The sequence below is a fragment of the Nocardia huaxiensis genome (assembly GCF_013744875.1).
GTDB classification, from domain to species: Bacteria; Actinomycetota; Actinomycetes; order Mycobacteriales; family Mycobacteriaceae; genus Nocardia; species Nocardia huaxiensis.
In genome coordinates, this window is record NZ_CP059399.1 from 2123531 (window position 1) to 2145067 (window position 21537).

At 67.8% G+C, this 21537-nt stretch carries 21 protein-coding genes; 10 read left to right on the forward strand and 11 right to left on the reverse strand.

Going from position 1 to position 21537, the window contains the following annotated elements:
• The gene (locus H0264_RS09330) at positions 1 to 177 is read right to left on the reverse strand and encodes a hypothetical protein (protein ID WP_181583595.1); all 177 of its coding nucleotides are present in this window, start codon (positions 175 to 177) and stop codon (positions 1 to 3) included.
• A gap of 181 nt (positions 178 to 358) precedes the next feature.
• Between H0264_RS09330 and H0264_RS09335 the strand changes: the two genes are divergently transcribed.
• The 6 genes from H0264_RS09335 (at position 359) to H0264_RS09360 (ending at position 5628) form a co-directional block, all read left to right on the forward strand.
• Positions 359 to 1585 (forward strand): helix-turn-helix domain-containing protein, encoded by a 1227-nt coding sequence (locus H0264_RS09335; RefSeq protein ID WP_276514536.1) that lies wholly within the window; start codon positions 359 to 361, stop codon positions 1583 to 1585.
• Positions 1586 to 1910: 325 nt separating this feature from the next.
• Complete coding sequence (locus tag H0264_RS09340; protein ID WP_181583597.1) at positions 1911 to 2327, forward strand: hypothetical protein; 417 nt, start codon at positions 1911 to 1913, stop codon at positions 2325 to 2327.
• Positions 2327 to 2482 carry a hypothetical protein gene (locus H0264_RS09345; protein ID WP_181583598.1) on the forward strand — a complete coding sequence of 52 codons (156 nt, stop codon included), beginning with the start codon at positions 2327 to 2329 and terminating at the stop codon, positions 2480 to 2482. Before H0264_RS09340 ends, H0264_RS09345 begins: the two co-directional genes overlap by 1 nt.
• Before the next feature lie 206 nt (positions 2483 to 2688).
• Positions 2689 to 3297: a Uma2 family endonuclease gene (locus H0264_RS09350; RefSeq protein ID WP_181585397.1), complete on the forward strand. Its 609-nt coding sequence runs from the start codon at positions 2689 to 2691 to the stop codon at positions 3295 to 3297.
• A gap of 222 nt (positions 3298 to 3519) precedes the next feature.
• Positions 3520 to 3996, forward strand: coding sequence for a nitroreductase family deazaflavin-dependent oxidoreductase (locus H0264_RS09355; RefSeq protein WP_181583599.1), 477 nt, complete (start codon positions 3520 to 3522; stop codon positions 3994 to 3996).
• A 213-nt stretch (positions 3997 to 4209) separates the two neighbouring features.
• Positions 4210 to 5628: a vanadium-dependent haloperoxidase gene (locus H0264_RS09360; RefSeq protein ID WP_181583600.1), complete on the forward strand. Its 1419-nt coding sequence runs from the start codon at positions 4210 to 4212 to the stop codon at positions 5626 to 5628.
• Between the two features lie 5 nt (positions 5629 to 5633).
• On the opposite strand, the gene H0264_RS09365 is transcribed toward H0264_RS09360, so the two are convergent.
• A complete protein-coding gene (locus tag H0264_RS09365) occupies positions 5634 to 6764 on the reverse strand; it encodes a GDSL-type esterase/lipase family protein (RefSeq protein ID WP_244976142.1) in 1131 nt (376 codons plus the stop codon).
• 110 nt (positions 6765 to 6874) lie between these two features.
• Between H0264_RS09365 and H0264_RS09370 the strand changes: the two genes are divergently transcribed.
• Together H0264_RS09370 and H0264_RS09375 are read left to right on the forward strand one after the other, a co-directional pair.
• Complete coding sequence (locus H0264_RS09370) at positions 6875 to 7348, forward strand: MarR family winged helix-turn-helix transcriptional regulator (RefSeq protein ID WP_231083359.1); 474 nt, start codon at positions 6875 to 6877, stop codon at positions 7346 to 7348.
• Between the two features lie 36 nt (positions 7349 to 7384).
• Complete coding sequence (locus tag H0264_RS09375; RefSeq protein WP_181583603.1) at positions 7385 to 7789, forward strand: RidA family protein; 405 nt, start codon at positions 7385 to 7387, stop codon at positions 7787 to 7789.
• 3 nt (positions 7790 to 7792) lie between these two features.
• Here H0264_RS09375 and H0264_RS09380 read toward each other — a convergent pair whose 3' ends face one another.
• Positions 7793 to 8377 carry a helix-turn-helix domain-containing protein gene (locus tag H0264_RS09380; RefSeq protein WP_181583604.1) on the reverse strand — a complete coding sequence of 195 codons (585 nt, stop codon included), beginning with the start codon at positions 8375 to 8377 and terminating at the stop codon, positions 7793 to 7795.
• A gap of 81 nt (positions 8378 to 8458) precedes the next feature.
• Here H0264_RS09380 and H0264_RS09385 point away from each other — a divergent pair, with 81 nt between their 5' ends.
• Positions 8459 to 9460, forward strand: a complete 1002-nt coding sequence (locus H0264_RS09385) for an NAD(P)/FAD-dependent oxidoreductase (protein ID WP_181583605.1) — start codon at positions 8459 to 8461, stop codon at positions 9458 to 9460.
• Here H0264_RS09385 and H0264_RS09390 read toward each other — a convergent pair whose 3' ends face one another.
• From H0264_RS09390 to H0264_RS09415, 6 genes are all read right to left on the reverse strand, one after another.
• Positions 9461 to 10411, reverse strand: a complete 951-nt coding sequence (locus tag H0264_RS09390; RefSeq protein WP_181583606.1) for a helix-turn-helix transcriptional regulator — start codon at positions 10409 to 10411, stop codon at positions 9461 to 9463.
• A gap of 198 nt (positions 10412 to 10609) precedes the next feature.
• A complete protein-coding gene (atzF, locus tag H0264_RS09395; protein WP_181583607.1) occupies positions 10610 to 12280 on the reverse strand; it encodes an allophanate hydrolase in 1671 nt (556 codons plus the stop codon).
• 10 nt (positions 12281 to 12290) lie between these two features.
• Complete coding sequence (locus H0264_RS09400; protein ID WP_181583608.1) at positions 12291 to 14330, reverse strand: 5-oxoprolinase/urea amidolyase family protein; 2040 nt, start codon at positions 14328 to 14330, stop codon at positions 12291 to 12293.
• Positions 14327 to 14944 (reverse strand): urea amidolyase associated protein UAAP2, encoded by a 618-nt coding sequence (locus tag H0264_RS09405; protein WP_181583609.1) that lies wholly within the window; start codon positions 14942 to 14944, stop codon positions 14327 to 14329. Before H0264_RS09405 ends, H0264_RS09400 begins: the two co-directional genes overlap by 4 nt.
• Positions 14941 to 15690 (reverse strand): DUF1989 domain-containing protein, encoded by a 750-nt coding sequence (locus tag H0264_RS09410; protein WP_181583610.1) that lies wholly within the window; start codon positions 15688 to 15690, stop codon positions 14941 to 14943. Before H0264_RS09410 ends, H0264_RS09405 begins: the two co-directional genes overlap by 4 nt.
• Before the next feature lie 19 nt (positions 15691 to 15709).
• Positions 15710 to 17230 (reverse strand): amino acid permease, encoded by a 1521-nt coding sequence (locus H0264_RS09415; protein ID WP_181583611.1) that lies wholly within the window; start codon positions 17228 to 17230, stop codon positions 15710 to 15712.
• 192 nt (positions 17231 to 17422) lie between these two features.
• Here H0264_RS09415 and H0264_RS09420 point away from each other — a divergent pair, with 192 nt between their 5' ends.
• Complete coding sequence (locus H0264_RS09420) at positions 17423 to 18079, forward strand: TetR/AcrR family transcriptional regulator (protein ID WP_181583612.1); 657 nt, start codon at positions 17423 to 17425, stop codon at positions 18077 to 18079.
• On the opposite strand, the gene H0264_RS38975 is transcribed toward H0264_RS09420, so the two are convergent.
• The gene (locus tag H0264_RS38975; RefSeq protein WP_220140032.1) at positions 18076 to 19587 is read right to left on the reverse strand and encodes a TerD family protein; all 1512 of its coding nucleotides are present in this window, start codon (positions 19585 to 19587) and stop codon (positions 18076 to 18078) included. The genes H0264_RS09420 and H0264_RS38975 overlap by 4 nt on opposite strands.
• A 75-nt stretch (positions 19588 to 19662) precedes the next feature.
• A complete protein-coding gene (locus tag H0264_RS09430; RefSeq protein WP_181583613.1) occupies positions 19663 to 21396 on the reverse strand; it encodes a thiamine pyrophosphate-dependent enzyme in 1734 nt (577 codons plus the stop codon).
• Positions 21397 to 21537: the final 141 nt, after the last annotated feature.

The following is a 21537-nucleotide window of genomic DNA, read 5'->3' on the forward strand; positions in this document are numbered from 1 at the left end:
TCACCACCCCCGGCTGATCGGTACATATGGGCGTGGTGGTTCGGCCGCCAAGCGCGTTTGAACGTCGGCGACGGTCGGCCGCTTCGGCCGGTGGGTGCGTTCGGCCTCCGGCAGTGTATGAGCAGCGAGGAAAACCAGCACTAGCGCGACGGTGGTGGCGGCAACGATGATTTCCATGTCGGGTGTTCTCCATGTCCCTTGCAACGGTGTTGGAGTGCACCCGACGTCGGGGACTGGTGATCGAACCGACGTCGGGGCAATGTGGACCGTAGGCCCGGCCGACGTCGTGAACGGGTACGAACGTACCCCCATGCCGTTACGCTGGCGGTTGTCGTCACAGCACGAGGAGGCGGTTCCCGTGAGTGGTTCAGCAACTCCCACCGAGATCGGACAGCGGGTCCGGTTGCACCGAGAACGTGTCGGCATAGCTCGACCGGTGTTGGCAGCACAGATCGGCCGGTCCGCCGAATGGCTGAAAGCCTTGGAGAACGGCAAGATTCAACGCACGCCTAGCCTCGAGTTGCTGCTGCGCATCGCCCGCGTCCTCGACCTGGACGACCTCGCCACCCTCACCGGAGACGATCACGCCGTGCCGGTCACGGTGTTCGCGGGTGAACGCCACGCCGCCCTCACCGACGTGCAGGCCGCCCTGACCGACTACCGCATCACGCCCAGCGATCGGCGGATCAGCGTCGACCATCTGGATGAGCGGCTGCGCAAGGCATGGCGTATTCGTCACTCCAGTCCCGACCACCGCTCGCAGCTGGGTGCGCTGCTGCCCAGCCTGATCCGCGACGCCCAAACCGCCGCCCGCACCGCCGAGGACCGTCGCGCCGCCCGCCGAACCCTCGCTGGTGTGTACCAGCTGGCCGATTTCTACGTCGCCTATCAGCCCGCGCCCGAGTTGGTGTGGATGGTCGCCGACCGCGCCGTGAACGAGGGCTACGAAGCCGACGACCCGTACGTGATCGCGTGCAGCGCCTGGGCGATGGTGCAGGCGCTGCGTGATTCCGGCCGTTGGGAGGAAGCGATCGCGTTGGCCCGCAACGCGATCGACCAGATCACCCCCTACCTCGACCGCGCCGAAACCCCCGACGATTGGCACGGTATCGCTGGAGCACTGGAATTCGAGATCGCGTACGTCCACGGTCGACGCGGCCGCTCCGGCGACGCCTGGCGCGGCCTCGAGCAGGCCGACCGCATCGCCCAGCAACTCGGCCCGACCTATCGCCACGTACAGACCAGCTTTTCCCAACCGGTAATGGCCGCGCACGCAACAACTCTCGGTGTCGAACTGCGCCAGCCCGGCGAAGCGCTGCGCGCGGCCCGCTCCATCGACGCCGACCGTATCGTGTCCGTGCCCCGTCGCGGCCGCCACCTCATCGAGGTCGCTCGCGCCCACATGCAACGCGACGAGGACACTGCCGCCCTGACGATGCTGGTGAAATCGGAACGGACTGCGCCCGAGACGATCCGGTACAACGGGTTCGCCCGTGACATGCTCCGCGACCTGTTGAAGAAACCTCCGACGGGCATGCGCGGCGATGTCCGCGAACTGAGCCAGCGAGTGGGTATCCGCATCTAGGCCGCGATTGATTCCGGTGGTAGCGGCGCTGCCGGTGCCGCCGGGCCTGCCACCGCGAAAGAAGTCGAAGACATCGTCAATGGTCGGACGCAACCTGGTAAGACCGAGCCACATCGGCAGATGGACACCGACGAACAGATTCGGCAACTGTACGACGATTTGACCAAAACGTTGAGCCGATGGATGTTGGACGATACCCCGGGCGAGGCGAGCGGCTTTCTGACGGTACCGAGATCAGGATCAGAGATGGCAGCAAGTCTGGTGGTGTTACGGTTGACATCGAATATCCAGGTATGCCCGAAGTGAAAGTGCATCTGCCGAAGAAATGGCCGAGAAGCTCGAAAATTTCCTCCTGCACGAACTGTCGGACGATTGGGTTCCCATCGCCACGTTCGACGGTTTCGTGGCACGAATTGCGCCGGAAAGATATTCACGCGAAGGCGTCATAGATGTAATTCGGGAACTGGCCGATAAGGGGTACATCCGATTCGGAGCTTTTCCCGGCGGTGGTCGCTCATGGGAACCGTGGGACGTCTCGATCGAGGAAGCGATTCAGCGAATTTCGTTCGGGTACAAAGATATACCAGGATACTTGACGGTATCCGACGACGAAATTGGGTCCAATGAGGTATTCCGGGCCGATTTGTTGCCTCCCGGAGAGCGCCGACTCGCAGACCTTGGCCACCCATACGAGAAGTACGGTGACCCTTGGCAGGACACACCCCGGCACGTACACGACTGATGTCGATCATCGCCGACGGCCTGTCCTTCGGTGAGATCCTCGCGGCGGGAACCGGTTTCGGCATCGCCCTGGAACCGGCCGCCAGCAATGTGCGCTGGCTGGTCCCCTCCGACCCGAAGATCCAGGCCGACCTCACCGCCCGCCCGGCCATGTAACCCACTGGTTCACCACCCTTGGTGAAGCGACCGACGAAGCGGCCGAAGACATTCGGATCATCACTGCCGGCTGATGCCCGGACGCGCCGAGGACGAGCATGGCGATGCTCGTCTTCGGCGCGTCGGTCGGTCGGCAGCGATAACCTTTGCCCGGTCGGTGGGTGTTCTCGAATTCGATCGCGACTCAGGGGGTGGTTGCCTTGGCGATGCCGGTGCCGGAGCTGGACAATTCAGCTATGCAGCCGCCTGCTTCCGATCGCTGGACCGCCGCCGATCTCGATCATCTTCCCGAGAACGGACTCAGGTTCGAGGTCCTGAATGGCCAGCTCGTCGTGAACGCGGCGCCGAAGCCGCTGCATCAGTGGATCGTCAGCCGGCTCGGGCGCGCGCTCGAGGACGCGCTACCGTCAGGATCCGCGCTACTCCCGGGTGTGGGAGTGCTCATCGGTGACGACGAGCCGGTTCCGGATCTGCTGGTGGCGACCGGCCCGATCCCCTGGGATGACCGTGGTATCCCCGCCGACCAGGTACAGCTCCTGGTCGAGGTGGTATCCAAATCGACCACATTCCCGGATCGCATGACGAAGCCGGTGATGTACGCCGAAGCAGGTATCCGCAATTACTGGCGGATCGAGCCCAACAGGTTCAAGGGGCAGCTTCCTGGCGAATCTCTTCCGGTGCTCTTCGCGTACGTGCTGAGCGATGCCGGGGAATACGAACTGGTACAGCGGGTGCCTGCCGGGGTGCAGGCCGAACTGGGCAGCCCGTTCGAGTTCACCATCGACCCCGCATCCTTGGTGCCGGGGCGACCCTGATCTAGAACGGGATTCAGGTTGGGGCCGGTGCGCCGGTCTTGCCCTGGCCTGATCCAGGTGAGCTGCGCCTGTATCTGGGTATTGCTATCTCAGTGAACGAGATTGCCGGTGATGTTCTGCACTCGCCGGGCAATCGGGGGTGAGCGGCGATAACGTGTTTCAGTAGAAACCTGCTCTCTCCTCCGACGTCGTGGGAATCCCTAGCTCTCGTGAGGAAGTGTCATGCCGGGAAAAGTGCTGCCCAGGGTTGCTCGTCGGATCGGAACCAAGCGCTGGGTGCTGAAGCGGCGCAATCAGATTCTGAAGCTGGATCGGGGGATCCGGCGGATCACCGCGGGACGCCGCGGGGTGCTCGACATCGCCGGGCTGCCCTCGCTGGAACTGACGGTGGCCGGGCGCAAGACCGGTCTCCCGCGCACCACATCGCTGCTGTACGTGCCCGATGGCGACAGCATCCTGCTGGTTGGATCGAACTGGGGGAGTACTGAACATCCTTCGTGGTCAGCCAATTTGCGGGCCGCGCCGACCGCGCTGGTGCATGTGCGGGACGAGTACTTCGCGGTGACCGTCACCGAGGTCACCGGGATGGACCGGAAGCTGGCCTGGGACCAGGCCGTCGAGTTCTGGCCGGGATACGAGATGGAGTACGAGCTGTCGGGGCAGCGGCGGTTCCGGATATTCGAGCTGCGCAGGAAATGACCCTGAACCCCGATGAGTAGCCAACTTTCGGTTGTGTACGGGAATGCGCACAGCTACTCGCATCGGGCATGCCTGCACCCTTGAAATCGGGTAGCGCACTACTGCCGAAAATCGCCGCCGACCGGTGAATCGTGGAGCGGGCGGTCGATACGCCGCGGAGCCGCCCCGGCGTATCGCCCGCCTTCGATCGAAAGGCACTGGGAGGCAGGGGAAGTGGATCAAGTTCTGTATTGGAACGCGGTGGCGCTGGAATCGGATCGCGTGGCGCACACCGACATCAAACCCCTGGAGCGGGGGACGCGCGGTCCGGCCGGGAGTTCACGGGCACTGGGGATCGTGCACCTGGCCATGCACGATGCCTTCTTCAGCATTGCCGGCGCGCCGCACGGGTGCTGGCTGACGGCACCGCCGGTGGCGGCCAATGGATCCAAGGTGGAGGCGGCCATCGCGGTAGCCGCGCACACCACGCTGACCGCGCTGTATCCGGCGCAGACCGCGCGGCTGGATCGAGCCCTGCGCGAATCCGGACTGCACGGGCCGGGCACCGGGCGCGGCAGTGCGCACGGGCAGGCCATTGCCCGCGCGGTATTGAAAGCGCGCCGGGGTGACCCGTCGCTGGACGATATCGATTACGCCGCCGACACCAGCCCACCCAATCACCGTCCGGATCCGGTCAATCCGAAACAGGGTTACTACGCACCGCATTACGGTGCGCGATCGCATTGTTTCGCGGTGACCAGCCGATATTCGCTCGATCCGCCGCCCAAGACCAACGACCCGCGCTATCTCGCCGCCCTGCGCGAAGTCCGGGGCAAGGGCGTGGCCCCGGAATCGGCCGCCGGTCTGCCACCCGGACTCCGCACTCGCACGGCGGCCGAAACCCTCGCCGCCGTGTTCTGGGCCTTCGACGGGGCCAAGCGGATCGGCACGCCGCCCCGGCTCTACAACCGGATCGTGCGCGAGATCGCCGGCGCCCGAGGCAATTCCGTCGAACAGAATGCCCGGCTGTTCGCACTGGTCAACACCGCGCTGGCGGACGCCGCAATCCTGTGCTGGGACGAGAAGTACCGGCACAATCTCTGGCGGCCGATTCTCGGTATCCGCGAACACGATCCGTCGATGGGACCCGCGGGCACACCGGGTTCCGGACTCGATCCCGAATGTGATCCGTGGTGGCAGCCGTACGGCGCGCCGCGCAGCAATGAGATTGCCCCGAACGCCACCCCGCCGTTTCCGGCCTACCCCTCCGGGCATGCCACCCTGGGCGCCGCCGCGCTGCAGATGACCCGGCGGTTCTACGGAGTCGCCGCCGACGGCCCCGATTCCGTCACCGCCGGAATGGCTTTCGTCTCCGATGAACTGGACGGCGAAACCACCGACAATCACGGTGTGCAGCGGCCCCGCCACCGCCGCGAATTTCCCGCCGGCCTGTGGCAGATGATCGAGGAGAACGGGCGCAGCCGGGTATTCCTCGGCGTGCACTGGTCTTTCGATGCCTTCGCCACCGATCCGTCCGGCGCGATGGATCTCTCGCAGAATATCGGCGGCGCACGCCTGGGTCGCGATATCGCCGACGATCTCTGGCTACACGGCCTGAAGCAGGCGGCCGCCGCCGGGCCCAGGGTGCCGTAAACCGGTCAGCGAAAGGCCGCGGGCAGCACGCCGAGATCGAATGCCGCGGCGATCGCCCGATGCCCGGCATCATTGAGATGCATTCCGTCATTGTCGAATTCGGGCCGGATGAAGCCGGGTCGCGCCGGATCCTCCACCGCGGCGGCGACATCGAAGACGGCGTCGAACACCTCGGTGGCGCGCAACCACTCGTTCAGCTCGTGCCGCACCGGAGTGCCCTCGGCGACATTGAGATCCGGATAGTACGCGCCACCGAACGGCCCGATGGTGTTGATGTAAACGGGCAGTCCGGCCGCGTGCGCGAGCCGGGCCAGTTCGGTGTATCCGGCGATCATGTCGTCGCGGCTTGCGGTGCGGTTGTCCAGGATCAGGTCGTTGATGCCGAAGTTGGCCCACACGGCGGTGACGCCGGGCACGGTGAGGACATCGCGGGCGAAGCGCGACAGCCCGTGCTCGCCGACCTGATCGGTCAGCAGCCGGTTGCCGCCGATGCCCTGATTCACCGCCCAGCCCTTGGCCAGTCGCTCATTGAGCCGGTCCACCGAGCGTCGGTTCGCGCCGTGCGTGGAACCGACGCCCTCGAACCACGAGTCGCCGAAGGCGACCAGCACCGGCGTCTCGGCCGCGGTGAGCACATCGATGCCGGTGAGGAAGAATCGCGAGGTGGTTTCCTCGGCGCCGGGCAGAGCGAGCGCGGCGGTCCGATCGCCGGCCGCGATCCACGCGGTGTCCACCGGCATGTGCGCGAAGGCGGCGGGCCCCGTCGGCTCCGGCAGGTAAAGGCTCAGCGCCAGTTCGGTTCCCGCCGCCACCGGCAGCGCGATGGGGTCGCTGACCACCTCGCCGAAGGCCGGAACCCGCACCTGCGCAGCGCCGCCGAAGCGGATCTCGGTATCGGTCTCGGCGATGATCTCGCTGCCGGTCTTGCGCGCCGCGACGGCCGCGGCTCCGATCACCAGTTCCCGATCCGAGTAACGATTGGTCAGCCGCACCCGCAGTTGCTCGCCGCCACCGGCCACCCGCACCACCTGTCGCAGGGTCTCCCCGTCGAACCCGCGCGGCTCCGCCAGCCGGATCGGCTCCGCCGGATTCACCAGCGGCGCACGGAAACCCGCCACCCAACCCTGCGTCGTCATCGGAACCTCCATTTTGTTGCGGTGCGGAATATTGCGTTGGCAACAACATACGCGAAATGTTCCGCGTGTCAACTATCCCCACGGCAACTGTTGGGTTTAGGCTGCTCAGCGTGGACAACAAGAAGCTCTTCGACGACCCGCGCCTGACCGCGGTGGGCCTGCTCTACGAAGCACACGACGGCGTGCTGGCCCGCCTCGAGACCACCTGGAAGGGCAATGGCCTGTCCGGCCTCGACCTCAACGCCCTCATGCGCCTGAGTCGTTCGCCCGGTCGCAGGCTCCGCATGACCGACCTCGCCGTCCAGACGAATCTGTCGACCAGCGGTGTCACCCGCCTCGTGGATCGCCTGGAGCGCAACGGTTTCGTCCGCCGCGAAGCCGACCCGAAAGACCGCCGCAGCTCCTACGCCGTGCTGTCCGCCACCGGCGCCACCCGCGTGGCCCGCGTCCTGCCCGCCTACCTGGAGGGTGTGGACCGCTGGTTCACCAGTCTGCTTACGCCGCAACAGCTCGAGGATCTGGTCGCGAGCCTGCGCATCATTCGCGACGCCACCGTTCCCGGCGCGGCTCAGGTCTCGGAATGATCGAAACTGTCGGTCCCCGCCCCTAAGCTGCCGACCATGAGCCTCACCACCTTCATCAATCCCGAATCCATGCCCAGCAACCCGGCTTTCACGCAGGCCGTGCGGGTCTCCGCCGCCGCCGACACCGTCTATGTCGGCGGTCAGCACGGTGTGGACGGTTCCGGTCAGGTGGTCGGCCCCGACCTCAAATCCCAAGCGCGCCAAGCGCTGCTCAATGTCGCCACCTGTGTGGAGGCCGCCGGCGGCACGGTCGCCGACATCGTGAAGTGGACGATCTTCTTCCGCGACGATCAGCCCGCCGAAGACGGCTTCGCCGCCTACATCGAACTCTGGGGCATGCGGCCCAACCCGCCCGCTATCACCGTCGTCCAGGTCTCCGGCTTCGCCCGCCCCGGCATCGTCTGCGAAATCGAGGCCGTCGCAGCGATTCCCGCGCAGTAGGCGCTAGTCCTTGGCCTTGGGGCGGGCGCGGAAGTGGGCGCGTTCGCCCTGTTTGCCGAAGAGGCTGAGGAATTCGACGGGTTCGTCGTCGGCGCGGCCGAACCAGTGCGGGACATGGGTGTCGAATTCGACGGCCTCGCCGGGGGTGAGGATGACGTCGTGGTCGGCCAGGACCATGCGGAGGCGGCCGTTGAGCACGTAGAGCCACTCGTAGCCCTCGTGGACCTTCAGATCGGGTTCGCGGCGCGGGCTGGTGGCGGGGATGATCACCTTGAAGGCCTGGATGCCGCCCGCTCGGCGGGTCAGGGGGAGCATGGTCATGCCGCCCCGGGTGAACGGCTTCATGTGGACCCGGGGGTCGCCGGTGAGCGGGGCGTCGACGAGTTCGTCGAGGGTGACGCCGTGGGCGCGGGCCAGGGGGAGCAGTTGCTCGAGGGTGGGGCGGCGGGTGCCGGACTCCAGGCGGGACAGGGTGCTGACCGAGATGCCGGTGGCGGCCGACAGCTCGGCGAGGGTGGTCTCGCGGGTGCGGCGGAGTTCGCGCAGGCGGGGGCCTACCGAGTCGAGGGTCCGGTCGATGTCCTCCATGTAGCGAGTTTGCCATATCGGCAAATTTCGTTGCCGATTCTGCCGGTCCGGCGGCATGGTCGTTCGCAGGAGGTGGTCTGAATGACCGATCAGCTGAAAGACAGCTATGACGTGGTAGTTATCGGCGGCGGGGCGGCCGGGTTGAACGGGGCGCTCATGCTCGCCCGGTCGCGCCGGTCGGTTGTGGTGATCGATTCGGGGGCGCCGCGCAATGCGCCCGCCGCGCACGCGCACGGGATGCTGGCGCGGGACGGGATGCCACCGGCGGAGATCCTCGAGCGCGGGCGGGCGGAGGTGCGCGGTTACGGCGGTCAGGTGGTGACCGGTGAGGTGGTCGCGGTAGCGGGCACCGACACTGGAGCAGGCGCGAATGCTGACGCCGGCACACCGGGCTTCCTGGTGACACTGGCCGATGGCCGCGTCGTGTCGGCGCGGCGACTGCTGGTGACCACCGGGCTCGTCGACGAACTGCCGGACATTCCGGGCGTGCGGGAACGCTGGGGCAAAGATGTGCTGCACTGCCCCTACTGCCATGGCTGGGAGGTGCGGGATCAGGCCGTTGGCATTCTGGGCGGCGGGCCCATGTCGGTGCATCAGGCGCTGCTGTTCCGGCAGCTGACCGCGAATGTCACGTTCTTCACGCACACCGGCAGCATCACTCCCGAGCAGTCGGAACAATTGGCGGCCAGGGAAATTCGCGTCATCAACGGTGCGGTGACGGCGCTGGAGATCGGGGACGATCGGCTGACCGGAGTCCGTGTGGCGGACGGCACCGTGACTCCCGTCGAGGCGCTGGCCATTCCGACCCGCATGGTCGCGCGCGGGGCCTTCCTCAACGCGCTGGGCCTGCACCCGGTCGAACACCCCAGCGGCGCTGGCGAACACATTCCCACCGACCCCATGGGCCGCACCACCGTCCCCGGCATCTGGGCTGCGGGGAATGTCACCGACCTGTCCGCGCAGGTTGGAAACGCGGCCGCCGCAGGCGCTTTCGCGGGTGCGCAGATCAATGCCGATCTGGTCGGTGCGGAAACCGCCCAGGCCGTGGCCGCCCGCGCTGCGCGGCTCAGCCCCGCGCGGTAATCAGCCGCGCGCCCGCAGCAGTCGTCCGGCGACGGTCTCCAGATGGGCTGTCAGCTCGGGCGGATGGTCGACGCGGAACTCGAACCCGAAAAGCGCGACATAGACCGCCAATTCGTCCAGCGAGTTCGAACCGGTGTGCAGCACACAGGTTTTCGCGTCGACCGCCTCGATGGTGCCCACGGTGGGCGCGATCCGAGCGGCTGCGTCCTCGGCCGAGGCGTACACGGTGATCCGGGCCTGATACCGATACGGCGAGGTGCTGACCGACCGCGACACATAGGCGGTCAGCGCCTCGTCGGGTATCTCGCGCGGAATGAACCGCGGACCGTTGGGGGTTCGGGGCGTCAACCGATCCACCCGATAGGTGCGCCAGCCCTTCCGATCCGCATCCCAGCCGATCAGATACCACCGACGGTCGGTGTGCACCAGCCGATGCGGTTCCACCACGCGGCGCGTGCTGTCGCCGTCGTGCGAGGTGTAGTCGAACCGCAGACTGTCCCGGTCCCGGATCGCCGCCGCGATCGCGGTCAGCGTGTCGGGCGAGACCTGCGGCGCGGGCGCGGCCATGGTGACGGTGGCCGCCTGCAATGACGAAACCCGATGGCGCAGCCGGGAAGGCAGCACCTGTTCCAATTTCGCCAGCGCCCGCAGCGAACTCTCCTCGATCCCCGCGATGGTCCCGCCCGCCGCCGTCCGCAGCCCCATGGCGACCGCCACCGCCTCCTCGTCATCGAGCAGCAGCGGCGGCACCTGCGCCCCCGCGCCCAGCCGATAACCCGCCGCCCCCGCGACCGCGTGCACGGGATAGCCCAGCTTGCGCAGCTTCTCGATATCGCGGCGGACGGTGCGGATGTCCACCTCGAGCCGTTCCGCCAGATCCGCACCCGACCAATCACGCGGCGTCTGCAGCAGTGACAGCAGGCGAAGCAGTCGAGCCGAAGTCTCCAACATGACACGTATTCTCCCGCACACCTAGGACAGCTCCAGCCCTAGATGCCCCACCGCGTCCACCCGAACTCCGTCATTCCGGCGCGCTCTTGGCCGGAATCCACACTGTCGGCGCAGGTTCGGTATGGGATGGATCCCGGCCAAAAGCATGCCGGGATGACGCGGTTGGTCCTGCGGAGCCGACCTACGGCGGCGAGGCGCTCAGCCGCCGACCGCGCCGGCGGCCAATGCGGCCTTCCAGCCGCCGTATTCGCTGATGTCCTTGGCGGCCTCAGCGGCCGCACCGGCGGTGCTGAAACCGGTGTGCCAGGTGCCGTCCTCGAGTTCGACCGCGCCGAGTTGCATGGGGGCGGGGAGGGCGGCGAGGAAGCGGCCGAGGGCGGCGGGGGAGAGGAGCCAGCGCTCGCCGGCGATGGAGACGCCGGATTCGGTGTCGGGGACTCGGGTGACGGCGGGTTTCGGCGGGGTGGTCTGCAGTGCGGCCAGGCGGTAGCGCGCGGCGGTGTGCACCGGGCCGCCCCAGCGTGCGCCCAGTTCGACCAGTTGGTGTTCGAGCGGCTGGCCGCGCAGGTGCGCGCCGAAGACGATCAACTCCTGCGCGGGCGCGATCGCCAACGGCCACACCGGTGCCACCTCCTGGGTGGAGGCAATCGCGGACGGCCGCAATGGTTGCGAGGCTTCGTCGGCGTCCGTTCCGGTGAGCAGGGCGGCTACGTCGAAGGCCACCGCGTCTTCGAAGGGGCGGGCGAAGACTGTCACGCCGAATGGGGCGTCACCGGCTGTGCCCGCGGGGACCGCCACCGCGCAGAGGTCGAAGAGATTGCAGAAGTTGGTGTACGTGCCGAGCAGGGAGTTCACGCTGATCGGGTCGGCTTCCACCTCCGCTATGGTCGGGTGGGCGGGGACCGTGGGGGCCAGCAGGACATCCGCGCCGGACAGGGCCGCCAGCGCGGTCGCCCGCAGGCGTTCCAATTCGGCTGTGTCGGTGACCAGTTGGTGAGCGGGAAGGTCGCGGGCGGCGCGGATGATCGAGGCTACGGTCGGGTCGACCGCGTCGGTGTGCGTGTCGAGGAATTCGCCGACCGCCGCATAGCGTTCGGCGACGAGTGCGCCGCCGTACAGCAGTCGTGCGGCGGCGAGGAAGGGTTCCGGATCTACTTCCACGATCCGAGCGCCTCGATCCCGCAACTCGGTGATGGTGCGGTCGAACGCCTTGCGCCACAGGGGATCCAAGTCCGGCAGTTCCCGGAAGACCGCGATGACCGGGTTCGGGGGAGCGGCGAGCCGGGTGTCGGCGGGCCACGGACGGCCGGGCGCGCCCGCCGCCATGACGCCCATGGCACGTCCCGCCAGTGCGAGATCGGCGGCGAAGATGGTCACGCAGTCATAGGAGCGGCAGGCGGGCACGACACCGGCCGTGGACACCACGCCCACCGTCGGTTTGATGCCCACGATGCCGTGCAGGGCGGCGGGCACCCGCCCGGAACCGGCCGTGTCGGTGCCGATGGCGATATCGGCCTCACCCCGCGCCACCGCGACCGCCGAGCCGGAACTCGAACCGCCCGAGACGAATCCGGGCCGGTGGGCGTTCTCCACCACGCCGTAGGGAGACCGGGTGCCGACCAATCCGGTGGCGAACTGGTCGAGGTTGGTCTTGCCGAGCACCACCGCGCCGGCCGCGCGCAGGGCGGCAACCGCCGCGGCATCGGTCTCGGGGAGGTAGGCGTAATCCGGGCACCCGGCGGTGGTGGGCAGGCCGGCGACATCCACATTGTCCTTGACTGCCAAGCGAATTCCCGCCAGCGGCCCGGCGGCGGCAGCCAGGTCGGCCGCTACGTCGGTCTCGGGTCGGCGGTGGATCCACACGGTCATGCTCGGTTCCCTAACGTTGTCGGACTGGAGGCTGGTGCGCGTCGGCGAGTTCGCCGGTCTCACGCCACGAATTGCGTTCGGCGGTAAACGCTTCGGACTGGTGCGCCTGGAAATCGGCGATGGACGAAGCATTCTCGGCGAGGAATCGGCGGTAGTCCGCGAGCCGGAACTCCCCGTCCTCGGCCCGCAGCTCGCCGCGCCCGGCGGCGATATCGGCCCGCAGGTCGAGCAGCTCCTCGGCGCTCACCGGATACCAGCTGATGCGGTCGAAATACCGCAGCAGCCAAGGATCTTCGCCGATGCCGGAGGAGCGGTGATCCCACACCTGGGTGGTGCGCCCGACGAACTGATAGCCGCCCGGCCCCTCCATCCCGTAGATGCACAGGTACGCGCCGCCGATGCCGACCGCGTTCTCCGGCGTCCAGGTGCGGGCCGGGTTGTACTTGGTGGTCACCAGACGATGCCGGGGATCGGTGGGGGTGGCCACGGGTGCGCCCAGGTACACGTCACCCAGGCCGAGCACCAGATACTCGGCCGCGAAGACGATATCGAACACTTCGTCCACGGTCGCCAAACCGTTTGCGCGCCGGATGAATTCGATATTCCACGGGCACCACGGGGCGTCCGCGCGCACCCCGTGCATGTACCGCGTGATGGCCTCCCGCGTCGACGGATCGTCCCAGGACAGCGGCAGCCGCACGGTGCGGCTGGGCACGACCAGCTCATCGGCGGAGGGCAATTCGGCCTCCACCTCACCCAGCAGGTCGAGCAACTTGCGGGTGGGCAGCCGATCCGGGTCGGTGCGCACCTGGAGCGAGCGCACCCCCGGCGTGAGCTCGGTGACGCCGGGTTCGGCCCGCTCCAGCAGCGCCTGGTGCAGGGCGTGCACGCGGGCCCGCAGCTCCAGATCCAGTGTCATATCGCCGTATTCGATGAGCACGCCGTCATTGCCCTGGCGGCGGTAGGTGACCGCGGTCTCCGACCCGTCCCGGCGCGCCAGCACGCCGTCATCGCCGTCCCCGCCGCTGGACAGCACGACGGGCCACGACGCGCGGCGTTCGGCCCCGAGCTCGCGCAGCGACGCGGCCCGCTCGGCCCGTACCGGCACGAATCGCACCGTGTCCCCGGGCGTGAGCTGTCCCAGCTTCCAGCGTTCGGCGGCCACCACCGTCACCGGGCAGACGAAGCCGCCCAGGCTCGGGCCGTCCGGGCCGAGCAGGATCGGCGTGTCGCCGGTGAAGTCCAGCGCCCCAATGGAATACGCATTGTCGTGAATGTTCGACGGATGCATCCCGGCCTCGCCGCCGTCGGCCCGCGCCCACTGCGGCTTCGGACCGATCAGCCGCACACCGGTCCGATCGGAGTTGAAGTGCACCTCGTAGTCGGTGCCGACAATGGTCTCGAAGTCCTTGCGGGTGAAGAACTCCGGTGCACCGTGCGGCCCTTCGGTGACGGCCAGCTCCCACCGCCGCGTCAGCACCGGCTGATCGTCACCGGTCACCCCGGCGGTCACCCGGCCGATCGGCGCGCCGAGCGCGATCACATCGTCGGCGGCCAAGGCACGACCGGTCGCCCCGCCGAACTTGCCGAGCGTGAAAGTCGCTCGGCTGCCGAGGTATTCGTGGACGTCGATGCCGCCGGCGAGCAGGATGTAGGACCGCATCCCCGGCCCGCGCACCGCGCCCACATCCAGCACGCCACCCGCCGGAACGAGCACACTGCGCCACTGCCGCACCGGTTTTCCGTTCACGGTGACGGGCACCGGAGCGCCCGTCACGCACACCCAGGTGTCGGCATCGAAGCGCAGCGCCGGTCCGCCGAGCGTGCATTCGAGCCCGGCCGTGCCTTCGGTATTGCCGAGCGCGCGATTGCCCAGCCGGAAGGACAGGTCGTCCATCGGCCCCGAGGGCGGCACGCCCACATGCCAGTAGCCCACCCGGCCCGGCCAATCCTGCACGGTGGTCTGCATTCCCGGCCGCAGCACCGTGAGCGTGCCGGGCGTGGCCGGCTCCTCGTCGGCGAGCACGGGTTCGGGCAGTACTGCCGTCATCGCGTCACCACCATGCGCACCGGCGTCGGATCGAATCCATTGCAGGGGTTGTTGATCTGCGGGCAGTTCGACACCAGCACGAGCGTGTCGATCTCGGCGCGCAGCGTCAGAGATTTCCCCGGCGCGGACAGCCCGTCCACAATGCCCAGCGTGCCGTCGGCCTCCACCGGAACATTCATGAACCAGTTGATATTCGACACCAGATCCCGTTTGCCCAGGCCCCATTTCAGGCCCTCGGCGAGGAAGTTCTCCACGCAGGCGTGCTGATGCCGGGTGTGGTGGCCGTAGCGCAGGGTATTGGACTCCTGCGAGCACGCGCCCGCGACGGTGTCGTGATTGCCGACCTGATCGTCCACCACCGTCATGAGCGCGGTGCCGATCTCGGTGCGCAGCACGCTGCCGGTGGTCAGGAAGATATTGCGCTGCGCGGTGACGGTGGCCTGCGCGCTGTAGCGGTCGGTGTGGTCGGCGGCCGAGTAGAGCAGGCAGTCCACGGCCTGATTGCCGTGCAGGTCGATGATCTCGAGCTGCTCCCCGGCGCGCACCACGGCCGACCACGGGCCGCGCGCGGGAACGGTCTCGTCCAGGACGACGGTGCGGGATGCGGCGATCATGCGATGCTCTCCAGAGTGCGTGCGGTCCAGTCGCGTTCGGTGTTCTGCACCGCGCGCAGGTATTCCGGGTCGGTGTTGTGCGGGACGGACAGGTCCTCGGGGGCGGACCAGGCCACCACATCCAGGTCGGTGGTGGGCGCGAGATCCAGCGGATGCTCGGCATTGGCGACCAGCAGGGTCACCGGGAGCTGGATGAGCAGATCGACGGCCGCGCCCGCCCCGGCGGCGCCGGTCGGGGTGAGCGCGCCGTCGGATTCCACCCGCACACCCCGGAACAGCGAGACGGTCGGGCCGAGATCACGCGGCTCCAGACCTTGTTTGACGCCCGCCAGCAGGAGGCGATCGCGGGCGGCAGGGGTGGGGCCGCACAGCGTGTCGTGCCTGCCGGAGGAATCGGCCACGACGGTGGCCAGCACCCGCCCCTGATCGGAGAGCAGCGGGTGGCCGACGCCCAGATACGCCTGCCACGGCACCTTCACCGTGTCGGCGACATTCAGCCGCTCCCACGGTGATTCGGCGCGCAGCAGGAACAGGTGGGCGCAGGCCGCACCCGCCGGATCCGAGAACCGGATCCGGGTGCCCCGGCCGAGCACGACATTCGCATAGCCGCCGGAGGGAATCCGCTGGGCGAAAGTCACTGTCGCGGGATCGATGCCCTCCGGCAGCGACGGGCCGTCGATGGTCGCGGCCGCCGCCTGCGAGCGGGCGTGCGCCCGTGCGCCGGAAGTGTCCGAGGTGCTCGTCATGATTACTCCTTGTGGGATGTCAGGCGGGTTGGGGGAGGGGTTCGGTGCCGGGCATCGCGCGGGCTGTCACGACGCGGTGGACCAGAACGCCCGCGAGCAGCGTCACGAGCACGAAAAGTGGTGCGGCCCAGAGCATCCACCAGCCGCCGCCCTGCGGGGTGTAGATCTCCGGCCGGGGCCAGGCCAGATTGACGGCCATGCCGAGACCCCACAGCACCGCTCCGATATTGACCGCCAGACCCCAGCGGCCCAGGCTGAACAGCGGGGTGCCGTCGGTATCGGATACCTGGAAACCGGTGGTGCCCTTGATCCTTCGCACCAGCAGCGGCGTGGTCACCATGGCGTAGGCCAGATAGATGGTGACGATGCAGACGCTGGCCAGCGTCGCGAAGATCGCCGCATTGCCGAGGTTCAGCACCAGCAGCCCGATGCCCAGCACCCCGATCACCACGGCCGGCAGCACCGGTGTCCTGTAGCGCGGATGCACCGTCGCCAGCTGCCGGGCGAACGGCAGCTTGCCGTCGCGGGCCATGGAGAACATGAGCCGCGATCCCGCCGTCTGAATCGCCAAGGTGCACACCGTGATCGCGCAGGCCACGCAGGCCAGCACCACCTTGCCCGCCGGGGTGCCGAGTTTGGCGGTGATCACGTAGCCCAGGCCCTCCGAGGCGAGCGCGCCGTCGGACAGGCTGGGCGCGGCCATGAGCGCACCGAGCAGAATGAGCCCGCCACCCAGCGCCGAGACCGTCAGGGCGCTCAGAATCGTGCGCGGCGCGACCTGCCGGGGATTCACGGTTTCCTCGGAAAGCTCACCGGCGGAATTGAATCCGACCATCACATAGGCGGCCATCAGGCCCGAGACCAGGAAGGCGGCCCAGTACGGTCCGGGCGCGGCCTGATCGGTCTGCAGCACCACGCCCGGTCCACGCTCGGCGCTCGTGAAGAACAGCGCGATCACCGCGGCCACGCCGACGATCTCGATGGTCACGCCGATGGAGTTGATCCGCGACATGAGGTCGATGCCGATGACATTGATGGTGGTGGTGAAGGCCAGCAGAATGCTGCCCAGCAGCACCGCGTTCATGGCCCCGTCGTGCGAGGTCAGCGCGGTGTCGGTGCCGACGAGCTGGAAGCCGTCCCAGATCGAGGGCAGCACCACCTGCAGTGCGATGGCCGCCGCGGCGGCGGTCACGATCTGGGCGATGATCATCATCCAGCCCGCGAACCAGCCCACCAGTTCACCGCCCAGGCGGCGCGCCCACTGGTAGATGGCGCCCGAAATCGGGTACCGCGCAGCAAGTTCGGCGAAGTTCAGGGCAACGAGCAGCTGTCCGGCGAAGACCAGCGGCCAGGTCCAGAAGAAGGAGGCGCCGCCGAAAGAGTAACCGAGACCGAAGAATTGGAAGATCGTGGTGAGGATGGAGACGAAGGAGAAACCGGCGGCGAAGGAGGCGAAGCGGCCGAGTTTGCGGTGCAGGACGGGCTGATACCCGAAGCTGGCGAGGTCCGCGCCCTCGGCGCTGGTATCGGTGGCAACCATGGCGGATCTTTCGGCGAGCGGCGAATAACTATCGAGTGAAAGGTTTCCAGTCGCGACCGCTCCGCCGGTGACGCCGATGTATCCGTTCCGTGGCCCGGCGTAACTTCTGCATTTCCGGTATTTCTATCGAGTGACAGAAAACTCACCGAGTGCCGAAACCGGTGGTGACACCGCGTAGGCCAGAATGATCAGGTGACGCAAATCGGACCGGGACGGCCCAGGCTGGAAGCCCGGCGCAGAGCCGGGCAGACGCCGCGCGCCGAAATCCTCGACGCGGCGGCCGAACTGTTCACCACCAAGGGGTACGGCAGCACCTCCACCCGGGGCATCGCCGACGCGGTCGGCATCCGGCAGGCGTCGCTGTACCACCACTTCGCGTCCAAGGACGACCTGCTCGACGCTCTGCTCGAGGAAACCATCACGGGCGCACTGGAACTCGCCGATCGCCTTGCCGCGGATCCCGCACCCGCCGCCGTGCGCCTGTATGCGCTGGCCTGGTTCGATGTGAGCCAGCTGTGTGCGTCCCGATGGAACCTGGGTGCGCTGTACCTACTCCCGGAACTGCGCAGCGAACGCTTCGCCGTCTTCCGGGAACGCCGCGACGAGCTGCGCCGGCACTACGAGCAGCTGGCCGCCGCCGTCGCAGTGGAAGCCGGCGGCGGCGTCCCCGGTGTGGAGCTGCTCCCGTTCCGGCTCGTCGAATCCGTCATCAATATCCGCTCGGACGAAGGTGATTCACCCGAGTACGCCGAGCACCTCATCCCCGAAGCCATCCTGCGCCTGCTCGGCCGACAGGGTGACATGGCGGAAACGCGCTCGGCCGCACTCGAATTGGCGGGACGGGACTAAGCCTTGCCCTTCGAGGTGCCCCACTTGAGCTCCCAGCGGTAGGTCTGGTCCACGGCCAGCTTGCCCCAGAAGCGGTGCCCCTGGGGTGGGCGGACGAAGACGCCTTCACGGCGAACCACCAACTCGCCGTTGATGTTCTCGATGAGGGCCAGCACCATTTCGCGGGAATCGTCGACGCAGCCGCTCACCTCCATCTCGATGGGCGGCGAATTGCGCGGGTAGAGCGTGGCGGTGGCGTGCACGTTCCGGAAGTCCTCCGCGCCCTCGTACAGCGAGGCGAACACCAGGATGCGGCGGAACTGCTGCGTGTGATCGAGGTTGATGGACAGGTTCTCGCCCGAGGCGCTCGCACCCGACCGGTCGTCCTGATCGAGCTCGATGAACGGCGCACGATGCAGGTTGCCCATGGCATCGAGCGGGCTGATGCAGCCCTTCGAACCATCGGTCAGCTCCCAGAAGCAGCACAGATCCAGATCCAGCCCGCCGTTCCCGCCACGCTTGCGACCGAACAGGCCACTGGACGCACCCGGCACCATCCAGTTCAGGTTCACCCGCATGATGCCGCCGTTCGCACCCTGCTTGGTCAGCGACACCGCGGGCGATTCCTTGGTCAGCGAGATCTTGCCCCCGGACGGCGGCATATTCGGCTGCGGCGGAATCGGATTCGGCTGCCCGAACTGGGCGGGCGGCGGGGGAAAGCCGCCCTGCCCGGCTCCGAAAGGTTGCGTGGGCGGCGGCGGATAACCGCCTGCCGCGAATGCCGGGTCCGGATAGGGCTGCTGGCCCGGCTGTCCGTACTGGCCCGGAGGAGGCGGAGGCGGGTTGAACCCCTGCGGCTGCCCGTACGCCGGTTGCTGCTGACCGAAATTCGGCGGTGGCGGGGGCATAGCGCCCTGCTGCTGGCCGAAGGTCGGCGGCGGTGGGGTAGCGCCCTGCAGCTGAGCGTAATTCGGCGGCGGTGGGGGAGGAGTCGGCTGGGAGTGCTGTTGCGGGGCGGGGGCATCGTCGACGGAGATGCCGAAATCTGTTGCCAGACCGGCCAATCCGGAGGCGTAGCCCTGGCCGACGGCGCGGAACTTCCAGGCGCCCTGGCGGCGGTAGAGCTCGCCGAGGACGAAGGCGGTCTCCGAGGAGGCGTCGGTGCTGTCGAAGCGCGCGAGTTCCGCGCCGCTGGCCGCATCCACCAAACGCACGTGCAGGCCCTGCAATTGGGCGAAGGTGCCGCCATCGGCGGAGGCGGCGATGACGATGGTCTCGATCTGCGGTTCCACCTGCGACAGGTGCACCGACAGGGCGTCGACGACCTGCGCGCCCGGCCGCTTGCCCTCGTGCCGCACGGCGCCCGAGGCATGCGCGGGCTGGTTGTAGAAGACGAAATCGCTGTCCGAGCGCACCCGTCCGCCGGCCAGCAGCAGCGCCGACGCATCGGCATCCACCGGTCCGGACTGCCAGCCCAGTTCGACACGGACCGCGGACGCCGCCACCGGTACGTTGGAGCCCTTCATCATCGACACGTCTCTCAACGTATCCGATACCGGCGCGGCCTCCCAGTCCACCGCGGAAACTTCGGACAGCGGCCTTCCTTACAGCAGTTTCAGGTTGTGGGTGACGTTCTTGGCGACTTCGGCGGCATCGCCGTCGAGGATCATCTTGGCCTGGCTGAGGGTGAATCCGGTGGCGGTTTCCGCGGGCACGTGCGCGGGCAGGGCCAGGGCGTAGGAGTCGACCAGCACGTCCAGCACGACCGGGCCGTCCCTGTGCTGTAGTGCCGCCCGCACGGCCGAGCGCAGGTCGCCCGGATCCTCCACGCGAATGCCGGTGGCGCCCATGGCTTCCGCGACCTTGCTGAAGTCCGGATTGCGGAAGTCGGTGCCGTACGGGACGAATCCCGCCTCCTGCTGTTCCAGATGCACGAAATCCAAACTGGCATTGTTCAATACGACCTGCACGACCGGTGTCTTGCGCTGCACCTGGGTGAGCAGATCGCCGAGGCCGAGCATGGTGAAACCGCCGTCCCCGCACAGCGCGATGGTCTGACGGCCCTTGAAGGCCATGGCCGCGCCGAAGGCATTGGGTGCGGCATTGGCCATGGAGGCCCAGCTGAACGAACCCATGAGCCGGCGGTTCGGGCCCAGGTCGAGGTGGTGCGAGGCCCAGATGACGGCGGTGCCGGTGTCGGCGAAGAAGAGCGCGTCGTCGTCGGCTTCTTCGTTCAGGATCGACGCCAGGTACTCCGGCCGGATCGGTTTCGTCTTCGGGCCCGCGTCCACGTAGTGGTTGAGCCGCTTGCGCGAACGCTCGGTGAGCTTGACGCACTTGTCCAGAAAACGGCTGTCGCTCTTGACTTCCACCAGCGGCAGCAGCGCGTCCACCGTGGCCTCCACATCGCCGAGGACCGCCAGCTCCAGCGGAATCCGGCGGCCCAGATGCCCCGGATCGCGGTCCACCTGCACCACTTTCACCTTGCCGTGCGGCAGGAACTGGGTGAACGGGAAGTCGGTGCCGAGCATGAGCAGCACATCGCACTTGTTGATGGCGTCCCAGCAGCCGCCGTAGCCGAGCAGGCCGGTCATGCCGACCGCGTTCGGGTTGTCGTACTCCAGCCACTGCTTGCCCTTGAGTGAGTAGCCCACGGGCGCTTGCAGTTTCCGGGCCAGCGTGCGGACCTGCGCACCCGCGTCCGCGCAGCCGTCGCCGCCGAAGATGGCGACCTTGTTCGCGGAATTGATCAACTGCGCCATGGCGGACAGGTCCGCGGCATTGGCCGGTCCCGGTTTGGTGGCCGGAAGTGGTACGCGCAGTGGCACTTTCGGAGCGTCGAGGACGGCGATATCGCCGGGCACCGAGATCACCGTCGGCCCGCGTTCGGCCAGCGCGACGGTCACCGCATTGCCGACCACATGATGCAGCTGCGCCGGATTCACGATGCGGCCGATATAGCGTGCGGCGACGTCGAAGAACTTGTACGGGTTCAATTCCTCCAGGGTCTGGCTGTCCATCACCCCGGTCTCGGTGTCACCGGCGATGGCGATGACGGGCGCGCGCTCTTTGCGGGCATCCATCAAACCGTTGATGAGGTGCGCGGTGCCCGGACCGGCCGTGCCGCAGACCGCCACCGGCCGCCCGGTGAGCAGGGCGTCGGCGACCGCCGCGAACACGCCGTACTCCTCGTGCCGCACGTGCACGAAATCGATGGACCCATTGCGTCGCAGCGCGTCGATGACCGGGTTGAGGGCGTCGCCAACGATGCCGTAGCACCGCTGCACGCCCGCCGAGACCAGCATTTCCCACATGCCGTCGGCAACGTTCTTGCCCATAACACTCCTCTCGAGGGGAGAGCAAATGTCTAGCAGCCGGTGGTTTTCTCCCGACCCTACGCGCCGAAGCTAGACTCGGACAGGTTCCGCGTGCCTTGAACGCGGTCCAGCTAATGTGCAGCACCATGGTTCTGGACGGTT